16 protein-coding genes are annotated in these 19,890 nt (G+C 70.6%); 9 read left to right on the forward strand and 7 right to left on the reverse strand.

Annotation, left to right across the window (positions count from 1 at the left end; translation table 11 throughout):
- The first annotated feature begins 43 nt into the window (after positions 1–43).
- Positions 44–1,612 carry a cellulase family glycosylhydrolase gene (locus OHA25_RS10675; RefSeq protein WP_327587402.1) on the forward strand — a complete coding sequence of 523 codons (1,569 nt, stop codon included), beginning with the start codon at positions 44–46 and terminating at the stop codon, positions 1,610–1,612.
- A 238-nt stretch (positions 1,613–1,850) separates the two neighbouring features.
- On the opposite strand, the gene OHA25_RS10680 is transcribed toward OHA25_RS10675, so the two are convergent.
- Positions 1,851–2,366: a hypothetical protein gene (locus OHA25_RS10680; protein ID WP_327587403.1), complete on the reverse strand. Its 516-nt coding sequence runs from the start codon at positions 2,364–2,366 to the stop codon at positions 1,851–1,853.
- Positions 2,363–3,418 carry a lytic polysaccharide monooxygenase gene (locus OHA25_RS10685; RefSeq protein ID WP_327587404.1) on the reverse strand — a complete coding sequence of 352 codons (1,056 nt, stop codon included), beginning with the start codon at positions 3,416–3,418 and terminating at the stop codon, positions 2,363–2,365. The genes OHA25_RS10680 and OHA25_RS10685 overlap by 4 nt, the downstream gene beginning before the upstream one ends.
- Before the next feature lie 183 nt (positions 3,419–3,601).
- Here OHA25_RS10685 and OHA25_RS10690 point away from each other — a divergent pair, with 183 nt between their 5' ends.
- Positions 3,602–4,960: a GH12 family glycosyl hydrolase domain-containing protein gene (locus OHA25_RS10690; RefSeq protein ID WP_327587405.1), complete on the forward strand. Its 1,359-nt coding sequence runs from the start codon at positions 3,602–3,604 to the stop codon at positions 4,958–4,960.
- Between the two features lie 79 nt (positions 4,961–5,039).
- Here the strand turns inward: OHA25_RS10690 and OHA25_RS10695 are convergent, their stop codons facing one another.
- The 3 genes from OHA25_RS10695 to OHA25_RS10705 all read right to left on the reverse strand — a co-directional run bounded on the left by OHA25_RS10695 (position 5,040) and on the right by OHA25_RS10705 (position 9,632).
- A complete protein-coding gene (locus tag OHA25_RS10695) occupies positions 5,040–6,317 on the reverse strand; it encodes a serine/threonine-protein kinase (RefSeq protein ID WP_327587406.1) in 1,278 nt (425 codons plus the stop codon).
- Positions 6,304–7,275 (reverse strand): LacI family DNA-binding transcriptional regulator, encoded by a 972-nt coding sequence (locus OHA25_RS10700; protein ID WP_305924380.1) that lies wholly within the window; start codon positions 7,273–7,275, stop codon positions 6,304–6,306. Before OHA25_RS10700 ends, OHA25_RS10695 begins: the two co-directional genes overlap by 14 nt.
- Positions 7,276–7,496: 221 nt before the next feature.
- Positions 7,497–9,632: a transglycosylase domain-containing protein gene (locus OHA25_RS10705; RefSeq protein WP_327587407.1), complete on the reverse strand. Its 2,136-nt coding sequence runs from the start codon at positions 9,630–9,632 to the stop codon at positions 7,497–7,499.
- A 298-nt stretch (positions 9,633–9,930) separates the two neighbouring features.
- Between OHA25_RS10705 and OHA25_RS10710 the strand changes: the two genes are divergently transcribed.
- From OHA25_RS10710 to OHA25_RS10720, 3 genes are all read left to right on the forward strand, one after another.
- Positions 9,931–11,139 carry a hypothetical protein gene (locus OHA25_RS10710; protein ID WP_327587408.1) on the forward strand — a complete coding sequence of 403 codons (1,209 nt, stop codon included), beginning with the start codon at positions 9,931–9,933 and terminating at the stop codon, positions 11,137–11,139.
- The gene (locus tag OHA25_RS10715; protein WP_327587409.1) at positions 11,136–12,134 is read left to right on the forward strand and encodes a hypothetical protein; all 999 of its coding nucleotides are present in this window, start codon (positions 11,136–11,138) and stop codon (positions 12,132–12,134) included. Before OHA25_RS10710 ends, OHA25_RS10715 begins: the two co-directional genes overlap by 4 nt.
- An 86-nt stretch (positions 12,135–12,220) precedes the next feature.
- Complete coding sequence (locus OHA25_RS10720) at positions 12,221–12,664, forward strand: STAS domain-containing protein (protein WP_327587410.1); 444 nt, start codon at positions 12,221–12,223, stop codon at positions 12,662–12,664.
- A gap of 6 nt (positions 12,665–12,670) precedes the next feature.
- On the opposite strand, the gene OHA25_RS10725 is transcribed toward OHA25_RS10720, so the two are convergent.
- The gene (locus tag OHA25_RS10725; protein ID WP_327587411.1) at positions 12,671–14,077 is read right to left on the reverse strand and encodes a dihydrolipoyl dehydrogenase family protein; all 1,407 of its coding nucleotides are present in this window, start codon (positions 14,075–14,077) and stop codon (positions 12,671–12,673) included.
- A 184-nt stretch (positions 14,078–14,261) separates the two neighbouring features.
- Between OHA25_RS10725 and OHA25_RS10730 the strand changes: the two genes are divergently transcribed.
- From OHA25_RS10730 to OHA25_RS10740, 3 genes are all read left to right on the forward strand, one after another.
- Positions 14,262–14,768, forward strand: a complete 507-nt coding sequence (locus OHA25_RS10730) for a hypothetical protein (RefSeq protein WP_327587412.1) — start codon at positions 14,262–14,264, stop codon at positions 14,766–14,768.
- A gap of 4 nt (positions 14,769–14,772) precedes the next feature.
- Entirely contained in the window at positions 14,773–15,411 is a 639-nt protein-coding gene (locus tag OHA25_RS10735; protein WP_327587413.1) for a class F sortase, read from the forward strand.
- A gap of 133 nt (positions 15,412–15,544) precedes the next feature.
- Positions 15,545–16,645: a sialidase family protein gene (locus OHA25_RS10740; RefSeq protein ID WP_327587414.1), complete on the forward strand. Its 1,101-nt coding sequence runs from the start codon at positions 15,545–15,547 to the stop codon at positions 16,643–16,645.
- On the opposite strand, the gene OHA25_RS10745 is transcribed toward OHA25_RS10740, so the two are convergent.
- Entirely contained in the window at positions 16,642–18,228 is a 1,587-nt protein-coding gene (locus tag OHA25_RS10745) for an IucA/IucC family protein (protein WP_327587415.1), read from the reverse strand. The two genes, OHA25_RS10740 and OHA25_RS10745, sit on opposite strands and share 4 nt — an antisense overlap.
- Before the next feature lie 79 nt (positions 18,229–18,307).
- Between OHA25_RS10745 and OHA25_RS10750 the strand changes: the two genes are divergently transcribed.
- Entirely contained in the window at positions 18,308–19,876 is a 1,569-nt protein-coding gene (locus OHA25_RS10750) for an IucA/IucC family protein (protein ID WP_327587416.1), read from the forward strand.
- The last annotated feature ends 14 nt before the right edge of the window (positions 19,877–19,890 follow it).

Below are 19,890 nucleotides of genomic sequence, written 5' to 3' on the forward strand. Positions count from 1 at the left end.
CGGTTCCACGGCTCAGGGAAAGGCCTCCCTCATGAAGTCCGGCATGAAGTCACTGTTCACCGCGCTGGCCGTCGCGGCGGCCCTCGTGGTCGCGCCGGCAACGGCCGCGAACGCGGCCACCGGCATCCACGTCAGCGGCACGAAGATCCTGGAAGGCAACGGCCAGGAGTTCGTGATGCGCGGCACCAGCCACGCGCACACCTGGTACGCCGGTCAGACCAAGGCGTTCGCCGACATCAAGTCACTGAAGGCCAACACCGTTCGCGTCGTGCTCAGCGGCGGCCGCTGGACCGCCAACAACGCCGCCGACGTGGCCAACGTCGTCCAGCTGTGCAAGCAGAACAAGCTCATCTGCGTCCTGGAGAACCACGACACCACCGGGTACGGCGAGCAGAGCGGCGCCTACACCCTGGACCAGGCCGTCGACTACTGGCTCAGCGTCAAGTCCGCCCTGGTCGGCCAGGAGGACTACATCATCGTCAACATCGGCAACGAGCCGATCGGCAACAACGCGGTCACCCCCGGCTGGGCCGACCGCACCAAGGCCGCCATCCAGGAGCTGCGTGACAACGGCTTCGACCACGCGCTCATGGTGGACGCGCCCAACTGGGGCCAGGACTGGCAGGGCACGATGCGCGACAACGCGCGGTCGGTCTTCGACAGCGACCCCGACAAGAACACGATCTTCTCCGTCCACATGTACGGCGTCTACGACACGGCCGCGGAGATCACCGCGTACCTGGACGCGTTCAAGACCGCCGGGCTGCCGCTGGTGATCGGAGAGTTCGGGTTCAACCACTCCGACGGCGACCCGGACGAGGACACGATCATGGCGCAGGCCGTGAGCCGCGGCATCGGCTACCTGGGCTGGTCGTGGAGCGGCAACAGCGGCGGCGTCGAGTATCTCGACCAGGTGACGAACTTCGACGTCACCCGGCTCACCTCCTGGGGCCAGCGGTTGTTCAACGGCGCCAACGGCATCGCCGCCACCGCCAAGGAAGCCTCGATCTACGGCGGCGGCACCACCGACCCGACCCCGCCGAGCACGCCGGGCGCCCCGTCGGCGTCGAACGTCACCGCCTCCGGCGCCTCGCTGACCTGGACCGCCTCCACCGACAACGTGGGCGTGACCGGCTACGACGTCTACACCTCGACCGGCACGCACCTCGGCGCCACGGCCACGAACTCGATCACGCTGACCGGGCTGTCCCCGGCCACCGCGTACCAGGTGTACGTGCGGGCCAGGGACGCGGCGGGCAACCAGTCGAACCCGTCGCCGAGCGTGTCCTTCACTACGCTCGCGGGCGGCGGCTGCACGGCCACCGGCAGCGCGCAGAGCCAGTGGAGCACCGGCTACGTGTCCGGTGTGACCGTGACCAACACCAGCTCCTCGACCAAGAACAGCTGGACGGTGACGTTCACGCTGCCCGCCGGGCACACGATCATCGGCTACTGGAACGCCGCGCTGACGGTCAGCGGCCAGACCGTGACGGCCAAGAACCTGACCTACAACGGCACGCTCGGCCCCAACGCGAGCACCGGTTTCGGGTTCCAGGCCGGCCGCCCGAACGGCGACACGGCCCTGCCGTCCGGCTACGCCTGCGCCAACTGAACACCCCAGCCGTCGGCTGCGTATGAGGAGGTGAGGCCACAACTCCATATCCCTGCCCAATGAACACCATCCCCGCCCGGATGGGACGGACGCGGCCGATTCCTCCAGTCGGCCGCGTCCGTTTGTGTCCGCCCCTGCGGGCCCCGTTTCCGCATGTGCCCGCTCGCCAGCCGTCGTCCTCTTGCCCAAGGAGCGGCATCGAAGTGCGGTGGCGGGCGGGCGTGGCGGGGGAACGGGGCTATTTGGCCTGCGAGAACCGCTGGCGGGCGGCCTCGATGGCCGCGTCGTCGTCGAACTCCTCCTGGAACGCCTGTGTGTGATAGCGCTCGGGGATGAGGTTCTTGACTCGGTCCGGATAACCCGCGCCCGGTTCGGGCACGCGTATCTGGGGCGGGATGCTGATCTTCACGGCGATCGGGCCCCCGGCCCGCACGGAGGCGGCCCAGTCGGGGGTCTCGCCGGTGATCGCGCAGATGTGACGGGCGTACACCCACGTCACCTCCACGAGGGATCGGGCGTCCGCGGGCTCGGTGCCGAACGGTTCCACGGCGCACACGACGCGTGATTCGAAGGCGTGCCCGTGGGCGTGGTGCTCGTCGGGCGAGGACTCCTCGAGAATCTTGGTCACCTGCGCGGCGAGCTCTTCCTTCAACTGTGACGACGGCTGCCTGGCGGCAAAAAACATCACCCCGGCCAGGGTCAGGCTGGCCAGGGTGACGATTGCCGCGACTAGCCCGCGACGCTTTCTGATCACGGGCTAGAGCAGGTCAAGGTGGGTGCAGGGTTGGGGACGGAGCCAGTGGCGTTGAACCCGAACGTTGTCGTGCCGTTCGGCGCCAGCTGGCCGTTGTAGTTGGCGTTCGTGACCGTCACGTTGGGCGGTTGCCCGGTCAGCACGCCGTTCCACGGGCTGCCTTCGAAGCCCTGCCCGCCGCCGTAGGTCCACTTGACCGTCCAGCCGTTCAGCGAGCTCGTGCCGTTGTTGCGCACGGTCACCTCACCCTGGAAGTGGCCGGCCCAGCCGGTGTCGGTGGCCTTCCACGTCGCCGTGCAGGCGCCCGTGGGGGTCGTCGGCGTCACCGTCGGGGAAGGCCCCGGCGACTGGCCGCCGGGGCCGACCCCGGTGACCTCGCCGTTGCCGCCGTCGAAGGTGACGTCGGAGCAGCTGTAGAAGTTCTCGTTGCTGTCCGAGCGGATCCAGTGGGTGAAGATGATGTGCCGGCCGGACTTGCCGGACGGGAGCTGGGCGTTCCAGTAGTAGTAGTTGAGCCCGCCGGCGCCGCCGCTCTCAGGCGGGTTGGTGACGCTGCCGAACGGCTCCAGGTCAGACCACTTCAGCGGCGCGTCCGGGTTCCACCCGTTCTTGGTGATGTAGTAGTTGAACGCGCCGGGGTGCCTGGCCCAGTTGCTGTGCCGCATCTGGATGGTGGCGCCCGAGGTCAAGTGGGTCAGCGGCCAGTCGGAGCGGACCGCGTTGTAGGCCGTGAAGTCGTAGGGGCCGCCGGTGCCGCCGCTGCAGAGCTGCCCGTCGGGGATGAAACCGTTGGTCCGGCCCGCGCCGTCGGAGCGCAGCACCGCGAACCAGTTGTACAGGGGGGTCGTGCCGCTCTGCTGGACGGCAGACGCGCAGGCCGGGTTGTAGGGAATGATCTGGCCGTTGTCGCGCAGGCCGTCCTGCCAGCACAGGAACGTGCGGGCGCCGGGGAACATCGAGACGCCGTGCGCCTGTGCCTGCGTGGGCACCATCAGGAAAGAAGCGATCAGGACCAGTGCGGCGGTGATCCCCGCCGACTTGAATAATTTCATGGGGATTCCCTTGTGCTGACGACAGAGGAAACCTGCCCCACGACCCAGCCCGCCCGGCCAGCGCGATTGAATCACGCCGCGCGTGCCTTGGACAACGCGCGGTGAAACTTTCAGTCGATCTTGGTGATAGCCGCCCTTTGGTGGCATATTGGGAGCGCTCCCAGAGATTGCCTGAGGATCGACATGAGGCGCGTCTACCTTTCCCTGATCGCGTTATTCGCGACGTGCCTGTTCGCCACGCCGGCGCAGGCCGCCCCCGTGCTGTGCGACAAGTACGCCTCGACCACCATCCAGGGCGGCCGCTACGTCGTCATGAACAACGTCTGGGGCGCCGACACCGCGCAGTGCATCGATGTGAACCAGAACGGCGGCTTCACGGTCACCCAGGCCGCGCACAACAAACCGACCAACGGGTCCCCGGCCGCGTACCCGGCGATCTACGCGGGCTGCCACTACGCGACCTGCAGCACCGGCAGCAACCTGCCCATGCAGGCCAGTGCCTCCGGATTCGGCGCCCTGCGCAGCACCGTGAGCATGACGTATCCGAGCTCCGGCGCCTACAACGCCTCCTACGACATCTGGTTCGACCCCACGCCGCGCACCGACGGCCAGAACACCGGCGCCGAGATCATGATCTGGCTCACCAGGCAGGGCTCCGTCCAGCCGGTCGGCTCGCAGGTCGGCACCGTCACCCTGGCCGGCGGCACCTGGCAGGTCTGGTACGGCAACATCGGCTGGAACGTGATCTCCTACGTCCGCACCTCGCCGGCGACCTCCCTCGACTTCACGATCAACACCTTCTATGCCGACGCGATCAGCCGCGGCTACGCGCAGCGCTCGTGGTACCTCACCAGCGTGCAGGCCGGCTTCGAGCCCTGGGTCGGCGGCGCGGGCCTGGCGGTCAACTCCTTCTCCTTCGGCTCGACGGGCGGCGGCACCGACACCACGCCGCCGAGCACGCCCGGCACGCCGGCCGCCACGGGCACCACGTCGACCGGCACGACCCTGTCCTGGGCCGCCTCCACCGACAACGTCGGCGTGGCCGGCTACGACGTCCTGCGCGCGACCGGTGACACCTTCGCCGTGGTCGGCAGCAGCTCCACGACGTCGTTCACCGACACCGGACTGAGCCCCGCCACCACCTACCGCTACCGGGTGCGGGCCAGGGACGCCGCGAACAACCTCTCGCCCGAGTCGGCCGCCACCACGGTGACCACCCTGTCCGGCGGGGGCGGCGGAGGGTGCACGGCCACCGGCGCCGTCCAGAACTCGTGGAGCAACGGCTACGTCGTCCAGCCGGTGACCGTCACCAACACCGGGACCTCGGCCAAGAGCGGCTGGACCGTCACGTTCACGCTGCCGGCCGGGCACACGATCACCGGTTCGTGGAACGCGACCCTCACCGTCAGCGGCTCCACGGTGACCGCCAGGAACCTCGGCCACAACGGCGCCCTGGCGCCGAACGCCTCGACGAGCTTCGGCTTCCAGGCGAGCAGGCCGGAGGGGAACACGCAGGCGCCCAGCGGGTACACCTGCGCATGAAGCCCGCGCGGGCGTGCTTTAGCGAGGGGCACGGGCCGCGCGATCGGAGGGGTACGGCTGGTGCTGCCGTACCCCTCCTTCAATTGCGCTCGAGCGCGGATTCGAGGTCGTCCAGCCTGGCTTCGAGCTCACTCAGGCAGGCGGGTGTGAGCCTGCCCTCCCGCCAGCGGTCGGACAACTTCCTGCGGATGTTGGCCGTCGTGGTCTCGTACGGGCCCCGCGGCGTCACGGTGCCGTTCAGCACCTGCTTGAGGTCGAGCACGACGTCGGCGTCGGTCGCGCCGCACGGCGTCCTGGCCTCCAGCACGGTCGTGAAGTCGTCCACCGCCTTGTCGACCGTGACCGCCGCGGCCGGCTTGCTCTCGATGTACCTGGCCGTGGGGGATGCCGACGGCTCCACCAGGGCCTGGTCCACCTGCTGCCGCATCCCCGGTAGCTGGAGTCCCTGCTGCTGGAGTCCCGTCTGCTGGAACCACAGCAGCGCGGAGAGCGTCAGCACGGCGGAGCTCGCGACCGTCAAGCCGCGCTTGAGCTGCCGGCCGAGGGTCGCCGTGCCCAGCGCGGAGGTCAGCTCGGCGACGATGTCCGCCGCCGTGGGCCGCTCCTCCGGCCGGTGCGCCAGACACCGCTGGCCGAGCGAGGCGACCGCGTGCGGCACCCCGGGGACCCGCGGCGGGGGAGACGTGCGGCGGGCGACCTCGATCTCCTCCCACGTGGTCTCCGGGTACGGCGTCCGCCCCGTGAGCATGGTGTGCAGCAGCACACCCAGGGCGTACACGTCGACCGCGGGATGGGTCGGCGCGCCGAGCAGGCGCTCCGGCGCGACGTAGGGCGGGGTGCCCCGGTCGTCCTCCGGGTCGCCCGCCCAGGCCGCGATGCCGAAGTCGAGCAGCTTGGGCCCGTCCGCGGTGAGCAGCACGTTCTCGGCCGTGACGTCCCGGTGCACCAGGCCGCGGGCGTGCCCGGCCATGAGGACCCGGGCCAGCCGCAGTGCGATGCCGGCCGCCTCGGTCCACGGCAGCGGCCCCGCCTCGATGCGCTCGGCCAGCGGTGTGCCGTCGAGCAGCGGCATCACGACGTAGGCGGCGACGGCGCCATTGGCGGTGACGCACTCGCCGTAGTCGTAGATCTCGATGGTGTCGGGGTGGATGAATCGGGCGGCGGCGCGGGCCTCGCTGCGGACGCTGACCCGCTCGCCGCAATCGGTGTGCAAGGACGCGGTCAGTACCTTGAGCGCGATCATCCGATGCAGTGACTGATCGAAGGCGCGCCAGATGACCGACATGCCCCCCTGGGCCAGCGGATCCAGCAGCAGATACCGCCGAGCCAGCACCTCCCCCGGCTCAAGCCGACTCACGGACGACCAGTTCCGTGGGGAGGACGGGATCGATGCCCGCGGCTCCCGTGAGGAGCAGCCGGGTGGCGACCGTGGCGAGCTCCTCGACGGGCTGGCGGATCGTGGTGAGAGCGGGGACGGTGTGCTTGGCGACCGGGGCGTCGTCGAACCCGATCACCGCGACGTCCGCGGGCACCTTGCGCCCGGCCCTGCGCAGCGCCTGGATCGCGCCCGCCGCCATCAGGTCCGAGGCGACGAACACGGCGTCCAGTCCTGGGGCGTGGCGCAGCAGCCACTGCATGGCATGGGTGCCCGAGGCGGCGGTGAAGTCGCCGTAGGCCACCGGCACGTCCGGCGCGCCGGCCGCCTGCAGGGTGCGGACCAGCCCGTCCAGCCGGTCGCGGGCGGCAGGCAAGGATGGTGGGCCGCCGATCGCGGCCACGTTCCTCCGGCCGCTGAGCAGGAAATGCTCGGCTGCCTGCCGGCCGCCGTCGTAGTTGTCGACGTCGGCGTACGGGAGCTTGAGGTCGTGGGGCGGGCGGCCGATGTTGCGCACCGGGACGCCCGACGTGGATAGTTTGATCGCCAGGGGATGGCGTTCCCTGGCGCCGATGATGAGCACCGCGCCGGATAACGCGGGCAGGGTCGACGACGTGGGGGTGACGGTGGTGACCTGGAGATGGGTGCCGTGCTCGGCGATCACCGCGCCCGCGGCGGACAGGAGCCTGGCATAGTAGGGTTCGGAGAACAGACGGGGCAGATGGTCGCAGATCACGGCCGTGACGCCATCGGCCATGGTCTTGGCCGCCGTTCCCCTGGGCGCCCGGTGCCGGACGTAACCCATGCGGGAGACGGCGTCGTAGACTTGGCGGCGGGTCGAGGTACTGACCCGCACCGAGCCCGTGAGGACTCGGGATGCGGTCGCGGGGGAAACCCCTGCAGCGGCCGCCACCTGTGCCAGTGTGGGCTGCTCGGTCATGGAGCACCTCGCGGGAAGTTGCTGGGAGCGCTCCCAAGGTACCAATGTTTCGGCGTTGTTAATAGGGCCTTTGCAAGGAGTGCGTCCCATTGTGCGGACAGGCTCCGAATTTGCGGAGCTAGAGGCGTTGGTAGCCGTCAGAGGTTTTTGTGCCGACGGTGATCAGCGCTCTATTTCATGTCCGATTTGTCGTATCCGGATGGTGGAAATCCCCCGAATGATCAGTCGTCTTCCCCGCCGACGCGAATCTCGAAGGGGTTGTCGTCGCCTGCCTCCGGCTCCTCGCGCTCGGGCTGCACCGGTGCGCAGCTCTGGCCGCAGCCGCCGAAGCGGGCGCTGTTCACCGGCGTGAAGTCCGTCGCCGGGACGTCCTTCAGCGCGGCGATCATGGTGTCCTTCCAGATCGGACCGGGGATCGAGGCGCCGAAGACCGAGCTGTAGTAGCGGCCGCCGATGGTGACGTAGTTGAGCTTGTACTTCTGCGCGCCGCGCGGGTCACCGATGCTGACCGCCCCCGCCAGGTCCGGGGTGAACCCGGCGAACCAGGCCGTGGCCTGCGAGTCCGTGGTGCCGGTCTTGCCGGCGGCCGGCCTGCCGATGCCGCCCACACTGCGCATCGTGCCCTTGGTGAACACACCGGACAGGATGTCCGCCGCCGCGTCCGCGACCTCAGGGTCCAGCGCCTGCTTGCACTTCGGCTTGTAGTCGGTCACCTTGCCGTAGCGGTCTTTGATCGAGGTGATGGCCATGGGGGCGCAGTACTTGCCCCGCGCGCCGATCGCGGCGTAGGCGTTGGCGACGGTCACCGGATCCATCTCGTTGATGCCGAGCGTGAAGGTGGAGTATTCCTGCAGCTTCTGGCCGTCGGACCGCTTGATCCCGAGTGACTGGGCCGTCTTGATCACGTTGCACAGGCCCACCTTCTGCTCCAGCGCCATGAAGAAGGTGTTCACCGAGCCCCAGGTGCCGGTCGCCAGCGACTTGAAGCCGCCGCCGCCTTCGTCGTTGGTGACGGTGTGGCTGGGGTCGCCGATGTTCTCGCCCTTGCAGTTCTTGAACGAGGAGTAGTAGGGGGCGCGGTAGCCGCTGCCGACGGACAGGCCGTCGTTGATCTTCATGCCTTGCTTGAGCGCGGTGAGCAGCGTGAAGGTCTTGAACGTCGAGCCGGCCTGGAAACCGGTGCCGCCGCCGTGCACCGCGTCGGCGACCACGTTGTATGACATTTCCTTCTTGCGCTTGCTGGTGCCGTACGTGCGGCTGGAGGCCATGGCCTTGATCGCGCCCGTGCCCGGCTCGACCAGCGCCTCGGAGGCGACCGGATTGTCGGAGGCGAACACGTGCTTCTTGATGGCCGCCTCGGCCGCCTTCTGCATCTTCGGGTCGAGGGTGGTGGTGATCTCCAGGCCGCCCCGGTTGAGGAACTGGCTCCGAGCCTTGGCCGTTTTGGCGAAGACTGGATTGGTGAGGACCTCGTTGCGGACGTACATGCAGAAGTACGGATATTCGCTGGCCCCGCAACCACCCGGGATGTCGGTGCCCTTCCAGCCGAGCTTCTTGGCCTTGGCCTCCGCGGCCTCCTCGGAAGTGATCTTGCCCAGCTTGGCCATCGTGTCGAGCACGAGGTTGCGCCGGTTCAGCAGCCGCTCCCGCTGCTCCTTGCCCAGGTTCGGGTCCGTGGCGTTGGGGTCCTGCACGGCGCCGGCCAGGGTCGCCGCCTGCGCCAGGGTCAGCTCGGAGGCGCTCACGCCGAAGAAGCGCTTGGCCGCGGCCTCCACTCCGTACGCGCTGGCGCCGAAGTACGCGATGTTGAGGTACTTCTCCAGGATCTGGTCCTTGGTGTACTTCTCCTCGACCGCCATCGCATACCGCAGCTCTCTGAGCTTGCGCGCGTAGCTGGCCTCGAGCGCGGCGTTCTTCTCCTTCTCGGTGGCCGCCGAGTTGAGCAGCACCTGCTTGACGTACTGCTGCGTGATGGACGAGCCGCCCTGGGCGATGCCGCCCGAGCTGAGGTTCTTGGCCAGGGCGCGGATGGTGCCCTCGATGTCGATCGCGCCGTGCTCGTAGAAGCGGTAGTCCTCAATGGAGATGATCGCCGTCTTCATGACGTCGGCGACCTTGTCGAGCGTGACGTTCTCGCGGTACTCCTCGTAGAACCACGCGATCTCGTTGCCCTGGGCATCGAGCACGGTCGTCCGCTCCGCCAGCGGGGGCTCCTTGAGCTCCTCGGGTTTGATGCCCAGGTCCTCGGATGCCGAGACGAACATCGCTCCGGTGCCTCCGACCGCGGGCAGCGCGATGGCGGCGGCCACCACCCCGGCTGCTGCCGCGGCCGCGGTCAGGCGCGCGATACTCGACACACGGGAACCCATGCGAAAATTCCCCACCTTCTGGAGTGATCTCGAGAGCAATCTCGGGCAATAGGGTGCATCCTAAACCCGCCCGTGGCGTGCTCCATGTAAAAGCTTGGACCTCCGGGGGAGCCGGTTTGTTCGCCCTCGATGTGGTGATTTCCAGCACATCTTGTTGATCGCCTGTCAGGCGCGGCCACGGCTTCGGTCAGGCGTCGGCAAAGAAGCGTGTGAGGGCACGGGCGAACGCACGCCGCTCTGGCAACGTCTACCAGGGAATATCTTCCTGGCCTCGGTGGAGGGTCTCATGCGTCGTGTCGGAGATGGCGGACACTTCGATCGTCTGCTCGGCGCTGCTCGTACGCACTGGGCGGAGAGCCCCAGCGGTGACAGATGCATCGTGGCGGAGGTGTACGACCAGGACATCAGAGCCGTGGCACGCACGCTCCTGGTCGCGAAGGCCCTCTGCGGGGCGGCCACGGCGCGGCTGGTCGTGCTGGGCGACACGGAGGCGCGGCAGCTGGGCGAGGTGTTCGGGGCGGCCCGCGACCTGCAGCCGGAGACGCCGCCCCTCGCACTGGTCACCGACCGGGTGGACCGCGGCATGCCCAGGGAGATCCCGGTCGTGCACGTGACCGGCACAGGCACGCTGCAGGCGTACGCGCTGTTCCCCGCGGACGGGGCGAGCTCCTTCCAGGAGGAGCTGCCCGGCCAGGTCGCCGCGTTCTTCGAGCAGTACGTCTGGCCGCACCGCGACCTGATCAGGCCCAGCGTGGAACGTTCGGCCTGGCAGGCGAAATGCGGCTACCAGGTCCGCACCGACACCGAGCGCCGCCAGCTGCGTAGCTACGGCTGCGCCCGGCTGGGGCTCGATCCCGGCCTGCCCACGGTCGCCGTGTTCGGCCACAAGCCCGGCGAGGACACGGAGCTGTTCGAGACGACGGCGCACTACGCCACGTCCGATGAGTGGGCCAACTGGTTGTTCCTCGACCCGGTCGGCGGCGCCCACGCCCGGATGAAGCACGTGGCCGACACGCTGTCCACGAACATGTTGTGGAGCCTGACCGACGTCGCCGTCGCGTTCGGCGACATCGAGCTGCCGGCCTTCGGCATCCCCGTCATCCAGGCAGGCTGGTCCGAAGGGGCCGAGTGCGGCGCCACGCACGTCTCGCGCACGCCGTCCGAGCTCCGGCAGCTACTGGACGAGTCCATCGCCAGGCACGCCAAGGGCGACACCATCCTCACCCCCGAGCAGCGCGAGCGCGCCCGCCTGTGGCTCTGGATGCGCCGCTGCGGCGGCGACGTGCCCACCCAGCTCCTGCCGCACTGGGCGCATGGCGACGACTACGCGCGGGTGCTGGGGGTCAACCTGCGGTACGTGGAGCGCGACGGCGACCCGCTCTTCGGCGCGGTCCACCGCATGTGGGAACGGCGTGACCCCCTGCTCACCCGTTTCGACTTCCATCACCCGGCAGGGCTGTCCACCATTCTGACCCCCGTGAGGAGCACGAGATGAGCAGCGTAGGATCCGCCACCGATCTCGACCAGATGGTCCTTCCGGCGATACCGCCCGCGCACGTGCTCAGCGGCCAGGTCGCCGCGTTGCAGGTGACCGACCGGCTGCATCGGGGCACGCAGATCGTGGGCCGGTTCGAGACGTCGGGGCTGGCCGGCTTCAAGATCGCCGCGCAGGGCCGCCCGCTGCGGGTGCGGATGTCGTTGTCGGTGGACGAGCGGTCGGTGACCGACTGGCACAACGGCAGCACCGAGCCGGTGAGCTCGCTGCCGCGGCTGATCCAGATCCGCTCCCAGGGGCAGCTGCGCCAGTGCGTGTTGCTGCGTGGCCGGAGGGCGCAGGCCCAGGTGGCCTTCGACCTGCCGGCGGAGGAGATCCCCGACGACGGGCTGATCTGCATCGAGGCGCTCGACATCATGGAGGGCGACGGCGTCAGCGAGGAGCTGCGCCAGATCGTGGGCGGGCGCCTCATGCGTGACGGCGTGGCGGGGCTGCGGCTCGACAAGATCGTGTTCGAGGAGGTGCCGCCGGCCGACTTCGACCCCGACACGCTCGACGGATGCCGCTGTGAGCTGTACTCGCTGATCAGTGCCGGCGGCCTGGCGAACGTCAACAGGCAGGGCGCACGCCAGCTGCGCTCGGGCATGTTCGTGATCAACCCGGTGCTGCCGGGCGCGTTCGGGTCGAGCGGCCTCATCACGCTCCGGCTGGGCACGAGAGCGGAGCCGGCCAGCGTCATCCCCGCGACGTGGCGGCGCATCAACAGCGAGCTGCGCTGGTTGCGCCACGCCACCAGGAAGCTCATGCGGTCGGCAGCGCCGACGGTGGTGCGGATCCTCAGCGTCAGGGACGGCGACATGGGCCGGGCCAAGCGGCGGGTGCAGGGCAACATCACCGAGCTGGAGCTGCCCAGCCCCGCCCGGTCGCCGCTGCTGGTGATGGTCGGGGCCGTCCCGGGCGTCATCCCCACGCTGGAGTCGGGCACCTCGCACTAGTAAGCCGGGGCACCGCGAGGCTTAATGGGCCGGGAAAAAGGGTGATCACCCTGTGATAACGCCGCTCTGAGGGCAGGGGAGAAGGCGTGAGCAGGAACGGCTTGCGCATCGAGACGACCCGATATGTCCAGTGCACTGTCGTGCGTGCCAGCGGTGAGCTCGACCATGCGGGACGGGTCCGGTTCAGCGCCTGCATCAACGCCGTGTGGGACTGGTCGGACGGGCCCGTCCTCGTGTTCGACCTGGCCGACCTGGATTTCTACGACTCCTCCGTCATCGGCGTGCTGGCGATGGCGATGCAGCGCATGGAGGAGGAGGGGGACAGCGGACGGATCATCCTGGTCAGGCCCTCCGATCACCTGCTTTCCGTGCTGCGGCTGACGGACCTGCTGTCGCACGTGGAACTACGCGCCAACGTCGAGGAGACCGTGGCGGAGTTGATGATGCAGTCGGGGGAATCCGCTAGCCCCGCGCCGAGCCGCCTGCCCGTCATCATCCAGACGGGCGGGCGCGAACGCGGGGATTGCTGAAGCGGCCTACAGCCCGTACGTCTCCAGCAGGCGCAGCCACACCTCGCTGACGGTCGGGAACGACGGCACAGCATGCCAGAGCCGGTCGAGCGGCACCTCCGCGGTGACCGCGATCGTGGCGGCGTGCAGCAGCTCCGCCGCGCCCGGACCGGCGAACGTGACGCCGAGCAGCACCTTCCTGTCCTCGTCCACGACGGCCCTGGCCCGTCCGCGATAGCCGTCGCCCAGCAGGTAGGCCCCGGTGACCCGCCCCATGTCGTAGTCCACCACGCGGACGCGGAAGCCCTCCTGCCTGGCCGCCGCCTCGGTGCGGCCCACCGCGCACACCTGGGGGTCGGTGAAGACCACCTGCGGCGCGCCGTAGCCGTCGGCCAGGTCGCGCATCGCGGGAAGCTCGTCGCCGCGCGCCCGCGCCGCGATCACGTCGCCGCAGAGCCTGGCCTGGTACTTGCCCATGTGGGTGAGCAGGTTCCGGCCGTTGACGTCGCCCACGGCGTACAGCCAGCCTTCGGGGACGCCGGTCGCCCGCATGCTGTCGTCCACCTCGACGTACTTGCCGTCGGCCAGCCCCACCGAGCCGAGCCCCAGGTCGCGGGTGGCGGGCCGGCGGCCGGTGGCCACCAGCAGCTCGTCGGCCTCGAGCGGCGGCTCCTCGGGCAGGTGCACCGTCACCTTCCCGCCGGGCTCGGGCCGCTCGACCCTGACCACGTCGGTATGGGTCCGCACGTCGATCCCGGCCTCCGCGAACGACTCGGCGAGCATCTCACCCGCGAACGGCTCCATCCTGCCCAGCAGCCCGCCGCCGCGGACCAGCACGGTGGTCTGCCGGGCGCCGAGCCCATGCATGGCCTGCGCCATCTCGCAGGCCACCACCCCGCCGCCGAGCACGGCCAGCCGCTCCGGGATCGCGGTGGCCGCGGTCACCTCGTGACTGGTCCACGGGTCGGCCTCGGCCAAGCCCGGCACCGGCGGCACGGCCGCCCTGCTGCCGGTGGCCAGCACCACGGCCTGCCTGGCGGTCAGCACCCGCTCGGCGCCGTCTTCCGTGGTCACGCGGACCCGCTTGGGGCCGTCGAGCCGGCCGCGGCCTCGTACGAACTCGGCCGGCACGCTCTCGATCCACCCCACCTGGCCGGTGTCGTCGTACCGCGAGACGGCCTCGTCCCGGTGGGCCAGCACGGCCGCGACGTCGATCTCGCCGAGCGAGAGCCCGGGCACGCGGCTCACCTCGCCCGCCAGGTCGATCGGCCGCAGCAGCGCCTTGCTCGGCACGCACGCCCAATAGGAGCATTCGCCACCGGCCAGCCGTTCCTCGACGACGGCCGCCGTCAGGCCGCCGCGTACGGCCCGATCCACGACGTTCTCGCCGGCGGGACCAGCGCCGACCACGATGACGTCGAACTCGTCAGCCACCCCTGCCTCCAGAAGCACTCGTTCGTGATTCGCACTCTTTCACGCCTGGGTTCTCGCACACCGCGCGACCCCGCCGTGGCCGGGTGAGAGACCTGTCATCTCGACCTCATAGTGGCCCAACGGCCGCCTTGGAGGCTGAGGTCAGCCGCGGAGAGGCCGCGGCGGACGTCAGAAGGGGACTCACATGGGCCAGGCAATACGGCGGATCCTGCTCGCGGTCGCGGTCGCGCTCGGGCTGGGCGCGACCAGCGCGGTCTTCGTGACCACGAGCGCCCAGGCGGCGGCCGCCCCCGCCGCCGTCCACGTCACCACCACCGCGGACGACGACGATGACGATGGCGGCAACGACGACGGCGGTGATGATGACGACGATGGCGGCGACGACGACGGCGGGGCTCCGCGAGGCGGGGTCGACACGGGTGTCGGCGGCGCGTCGCGTGACGACGACGATGACGATGACGGCGGGGCTCCGCGAGGCGGAATCGACACCGGCGTGGGTGGCGCGTCGCGTGACGACGATGACGACGATGGGGCTCCGCGAGGCGGGGTGGACACCGGTCTCGGCGGGACCGCTGAGACCGGGAGCGCCGACGGCGGGTCGGTTCCCGTGCTGCCGCTGAGTCTGGCAGGCGCCGGGCTGCTGGCCGTGGGGGCGTACTGGGTGCGGCGCGCCTTCTTCGCGGGCAGCTGAGACCGTGCGTGCGTTCCTGGCGACCTGCGCGCTGGTCGCGGCGGCCGGAGGATGCGCCGCCGCACCGGCGCCCCGCGAGGCGGCGAGCCCCGCCCACGACAGGGCGGCGACCTCAACGCACGACGGGACGGCGGCTCGAGGCGGGGACACCCGCCCGGTGTCGGTGCCCGACTCGGGCACGTCGGATGCCGCGCCCCGCCGGGCCGACGTCGCCAATCCTGTGCGGTTACGCATCCCCGCCATCGGCGTCTCCACCAGGGTGATCCCGCTGCGGCTCGACGCCGGGAACCGCCTGATCGCCCCCAAGCAGTTCGACCGCGTGGGGTGGAACAAGGCGGGACCGGAGCCAGGCGAGCAGGGCGTCGCCGTGATCGCGGGCCACGTCGACTCGACCACCGGCCCGGCGGTGTTCTACCGCCTGCGCCAGCTGCGCAAGGGCGACCGTGTCCACGTCGACCGCGCCGACGGCACGACGGTCACGTTCGTGGTGAACCGCCTGTCCCGCTATCCGAAGAACCGCATCCCGGACAAGGAGGTCTACGGCTCAGGCGGGGGCACCCAGCTCCGGCTGATCACCTGCGGCGGCGCGTTCGACCGTCAGCGCCGCAGCTACCAAGACAACGTGATCGTCTTCGCCGGATGACCCCGGAACCCCGTGCCGCTGAGGAGCCAGGCTCCTCAGCGGCACAGGTGTCGCTCCTCCACCCATGGCCTCATTCGTCTTCACGTAGGCCAGGCGTCGGGCGTCGTTAACCCGCGGGCCGTAGCGTTCCGGCATGGCGGATCGTTATCCCACGTCGGTGCCCTACAGTCGGGCCACGGACGGCTACCACACCTACCGGATCCCCGCGGCGGTCGTCACGCGGGCGGGCACCGTGCTGGCTTTCGCGGAGGGACGGCGCGCCTCGGGCGGCGACTCCGGACACATCGACTTGGTGCTCAAGCGCTCGACGGACGGCGGCCGGACCTGGGGCGCCCTGCAGGTGATCGCCACGGAGCCGCGGCGCGGCACCGCGGGCAACCCGGCTCCGGTGGCGCTGGCCGACGGGCGGATCGTCCTGGTGTTCGTCCGGCAGGGGCCGTCGGCCACCGAGGAGAAGATCCGGCGCGGCCAGGTGTCCGCGGCCGATGGACGGCGGGTGTTCGTGCAGGTCAGCGAGGACGACGGGGTCACCTGGCCGGCTCCTCGCGAGATCACCGGCACCGCGAAGCGGCCGGAGTGGCGCTGGTACGCGACCACGCCCGGGCACGCGATCGAGCTGCGGCGCGGGCAGCACACGGGGCGGATCGTGGTCCCCGCCAATCACTCGCTGCCCCCGAGCGGTCAGGACAACGGGACCGAGGGCAAGTACAACGGCGGCCACTCGGTGCTCAGCGACGACGGCGGCCAGACCTGGCGCATCGGCTACGTCGACGACAATCCGGACGGCTACGTCAACGTCAACGAGACCACGGCCACCGAGCTGCCCGACGGGCGCGTTTACGTCAATACCCGCACCGACTCGACCGCCCCCGGCACCAGGGCCGACGCGTACTCCGCCGACGGCGGTCAGACGCTGGAGCAGCCGTTCCGCCCCCAGGCGGCGTTGGTCGGCCCGGTGGTCGAAGGCAGCGTGTTGTGGTGCGATTCGCCGGACGTGCTGCTGTTCTCGGGCCCCGCGGCGCCCGACGCGCGGGCGATGATGACGGTACGCGCCAGCGACGACCTCGGCGTCACCTGGCGGGTCGCGCACACGGTGTCCGGGCTGCCTGCGGCCTACTCCGACCTGGTCAGGGTGGACGCAGACACGGTGGGCCTGCTGTTCGAGACCGGGAGCTTCGGCCCGTACGAGAGCATCGCCTTCCGCCGCATCCCCATCGCCGAGCTGGCGCCCTAGATCGCGTAGAGCGGGTTGGGCACTTTCGTCCAGCTGTCGCCCGGTGGCGCGCCGTCCAGCTGCGCACGCAGGTGTGCCTTCACCGTGAGGTGCGGGCCGAACAGGGCGTCGCGGTCGGCCCGCACGTCCGGACCGTCCGGGAGCGCGTCGAACGCCTCCCTGGCGGCGCCCGCCACGACGGCCCACAGCCGTGACTCGGCGGCCCGGTCGCCCGCGCAGAAGAGGGAGATCAGGCTGCCGAACGTGGTGCCGACGAGTGAGCCGTACAGCTTGGCGTGCAGGACGGCGGGGTCGTCGCTGAGCAGCCTGTCGCTGACCGGCGGGACCTCGATCCCGTTGCGCGTCAGCCTGGCGGGGCTGAGCCGGACGTCGGCGAGGTCCCGGTAGACCAGGCGGGTGGGCAGGCCGCGAACTCCGTCCATCACGATCAGCAGGTTCTGACCGTGCGCCTCCAGCGCCGCGCCGAGCGCCAGCAGGCCGAGAGCGCCGGCCAGGGCCAGGCGGGCGAACACCGCCAGCCACTCGGCAGGGTCGCGGACCATCTCCCGGGCGACGGCCGCGACCGGCAGCACGACGCCGCCTCGGGTGACGGCGGGCGTCGGCTCGCGCAGCATGGCCGACACGTCGGCGCTCAGCTCGCCCTTGGCCGTGGCGGCGGCCCCGGCCAGGTAGCGGGCCATGTGCAGGCGGCCGCCCAGTCGCGCCGACAGGTCCGTGAGCACGTCGGACAGCGCCACGCAGTCGCGGATCGAGCCGGGGGAGATGTCCCTGACGTCCGAGGTCATGCGGGTGGTGAACGCCGTCTTGAAATGCGGGCCGCCGTCGAGCGGGGCGAGGGTGCGTACGGACATCAGCGGGTGTGCCGGGATCGCACCCAGCGCGTACGGCCGCAGGCCCAGGTCGGGCAGCACGTGCCGGGTCTGCCACGGGTGCACGGGCAGGAGCAGCCGGTCGCCGTCGGTGAGCGAGGCCGGCCACGGACCCGAGACCAGGCAGTCCGCCGCGGGCACCGCGACCAGGTCCAGGGCGACGACGGGGCGGTGCTCCGGCATGTACGCCAGCTGCTCAGCCACCGAGACACCCGGGCGGTTGCGGCAGCACGGATGGTAAGGGTGACCGTCGACCACACTCTGCTCGTAGTACTCCGGCGTGGCGGTCGTCGCCGGGGGCTGCGTGGCGGCGCTCGCCCGGGACAGGGCCAGGGAGGCGACGCTGTTGTCCAGATCCTCGACCAGCCGCACGGCCCCGGGCAGCCGGAGCGCGGCCAGCAGGTCGGCAGGGTGCGTCCAGGGGCGGCCGTCCAGCCACAGGGCGGGTACGCCGCCCAGGTCGTACGGCAGCCGCGCCGGCCCGGCCATCCGCCGCCCGTCGGACAACACCACAACGGCCTGCCCGGCAGGAGAGCCGGGGGACCCCTCACCCGGGGATGCGGCCACGCCGGGGAGGGATTCGTGGAGGAGGCTGCGCCACAGGCGACCGAGCACGGCGGCTCGCGCGTCCGGAAGCGCCGCGGCGTAGGACGCCGACAGATCAGGACGTACAACGGCCAGCTCGGCCGCGAACTGCTCCTCAAGCAGCCCCATATTTCACACTATTTCCAGAAATATCCTGGGTATCTAGCCCATGGGCATTAATAGGCATAAATGGTAAGAAAAGGTCGCCATGGCATCCACGGAGCTCCCGTCCCCTGGGCCTGAGCGAGAGGCACGGACGGTCGCCGCGGCCCTCGCGGTTACGGCGCTGCTCAACTGCCTGCTCCGCGAGACGGCCCGCCCGGGCCCGGATCCTGGGACATTCGCCCTCGCCGCGACCGGCCGCGTGCTGCGCGTCCACGGCAAACGCTTCCCGGCCGAGCCGGAGCTCCGCACGCCCGACGGCTGGCTGCCGGTGTCGCTGGACGACCTGATCGCGCTGGCGGCGGCGGAACTCCGCGCGAGCACCGGAGTGGACAACGACGTGCTGCCCGCCGAGATCGCCCACAGCCGGGACGTCGCGGCCGCGTTGCTGGCCGCCAGACAGGCCGCCGCGCCGCCCGCGGACCCGTACGTGCGCTCCGAACAGGCCCTCGTCGCCGGGCATCGCTACCACCCCGCGCCCAAGGCCCGCGGTGGCGCGGGTCCGGAGGAGTGGCTGCGTTACGCGCCGGAGGCGCACGCGAGCTTCGCCCTGCCGCTGCTCGGCGTGCCCGCCGAGGTCCTGGTGGAGGAGGGGGAGGTGAGCGCGCTCGATCGGCTGGGCCCGCTCCCGGGCGATGGCGTGGCGCTGCTGCCCGCGCACCCCTGGCAGGTGGAGCTGCTCGGCGGCCTGCGCGGCGGGCGGCTGCGTCAGCTGGGCGCCACGGCGGCCGTCGCCGTGCCGACCGCGTCGATCCGCACGGTCTACCTGCCGGAGCTCGACCTGTTCTGCAAGTTCAGCCTGGACGTGCGGATCACGAACGATGTTCGCCGCCTGTGGCTGCGTGACCTGCGCCGGCTGAGCGCGGTCGCCGACCTGGTCGACGGCGCCTTCGACGGCCTGCCCGAGCATGTGCCCCGGCCCGCCGTGCTGCGCGACCGCGGATACCGCAGCGCGGAGCTGGGCGGGGACGGGGGCGAGGCGCTGGCCGTGATCGTCAGGGACGGGCTGCGCGAGCACGTGCGCCCGGGACTGACCGCGCTGATGGCGGCGGGGATCAGCGAGGGCTTCCCCGGCAACCCGCTCGACGGCCTGGATGAGGACCGGGCGCTGCTGTGGTGGGAACGGTACCTGGAGCACCTGGTGCCGCCGGTTCTGCACGCGTACCTCCGCCACGGGATCGTGCTCGAATGCCACCTGCAGAACGTGCTCGTCGCGGTGGACGAGCACGGCCTGCCCGCTCAGGCGCTCTACCGTGATCACGAAGGCGTCAGGGTCGTCGCGGAGCGTCATCCCGAGATCCCAGGCTCGGGCCTGGTGAGCCCTTCCTACGGCTGGGAGCGGCTGGTCTACTGCCTGGTGACCAACAACCTCTACGAGCTCGCCGGGGCGGTCGCAGAGCGCCATCCGCGGCTGTGGGAGGAGTTGTGGGCGCGGGCGAGGGCCGTGTTCAAAGGCGCCGGGCGGGATCACGGCGATCCGGAGGACGTGCGGACGCTGCTCTCCAGCACGCACATTCCGGCCAAGGCCAATCTCCTGCTGCGCTGGACGGACGCGGCTGGAGAGGCGATGCGGTGCGTGCCCGTGCCCAACCCCTTGCGACTCTTTACGGCATAAGCCACTCTCGCCCG

Origin of the sequence: Nonomuraea sp. NBC_00507 (genome assembly GCF_036013525.1) — a bacterium.
In the GTDB taxonomy this organism is placed as follows: domain Bacteria; phylum Actinomycetota; class Actinomycetes; order Streptosporangiales; family Streptosporangiaceae; genus Nonomuraea.

Coding starts and splice junctions, on each gene's coding strand:
- OHA25_RS10750 (WP_327587416.1), top strand. CDS start 18,308: ATGGCATCCACGGAGCTCCCGTCCCCTGGGCCTGAGCGAGAGGCACGG.
- OHA25_RS10685 (WP_327587404.1), bottom strand. CDS start 3,418: ATGAAATTATTCAAGTCGGCGGGGATCACCGCCGCACTGGTCCTGATC.
- OHA25_RS10710 (WP_327587408.1), top strand. CDS start 9,931: ATGCGTCGTGTCGGAGATGGCGGACACTTCGATCGTCTGCTCGGCGCT.
- OHA25_RS10675 (WP_327587402.1), top strand. CDS start 44: ATGAAGTCACTGTTCACCGCGCTGGCCGTCGCGGCGGCCCTCGTGGTC.
- OHA25_RS10745 (WP_327587415.1), bottom strand. CDS start 18,228: ATGGGGCTGCTTGAGGAGCAGTTCGCGGCCGAGCTGGCCGTTGTACGT.
- OHA25_RS10700 (WP_305924380.1), bottom strand. CDS start 7,275: ATGACCGAGCAGCCCACACTGGCACAGGTGGCGGCCGCTGCAGGGGTT.
- OHA25_RS10740 (WP_327587414.1), top strand. CDS start 15,545: ATGGCGGATCGTTATCCCACGTCGGTGCCCTACAGTCGGGCCACGGAC.
- OHA25_RS10690 (WP_327587405.1), top strand. CDS start 3,602: ATGAGGCGCGTCTACCTTTCCCTGATCGCGTTATTCGCGACGTGCCTG.
- OHA25_RS10730 (WP_327587412.1), top strand. CDS start 14,262: ATGGGCCAGGCAATACGGCGGATCCTGCTCGCGGTCGCGGTCGCGCTC.
- OHA25_RS10715 (WP_327587409.1), top strand. CDS start 11,136: ATGAGCAGCGTAGGATCCGCCACCGATCTCGACCAGATGGTCCTTCCG.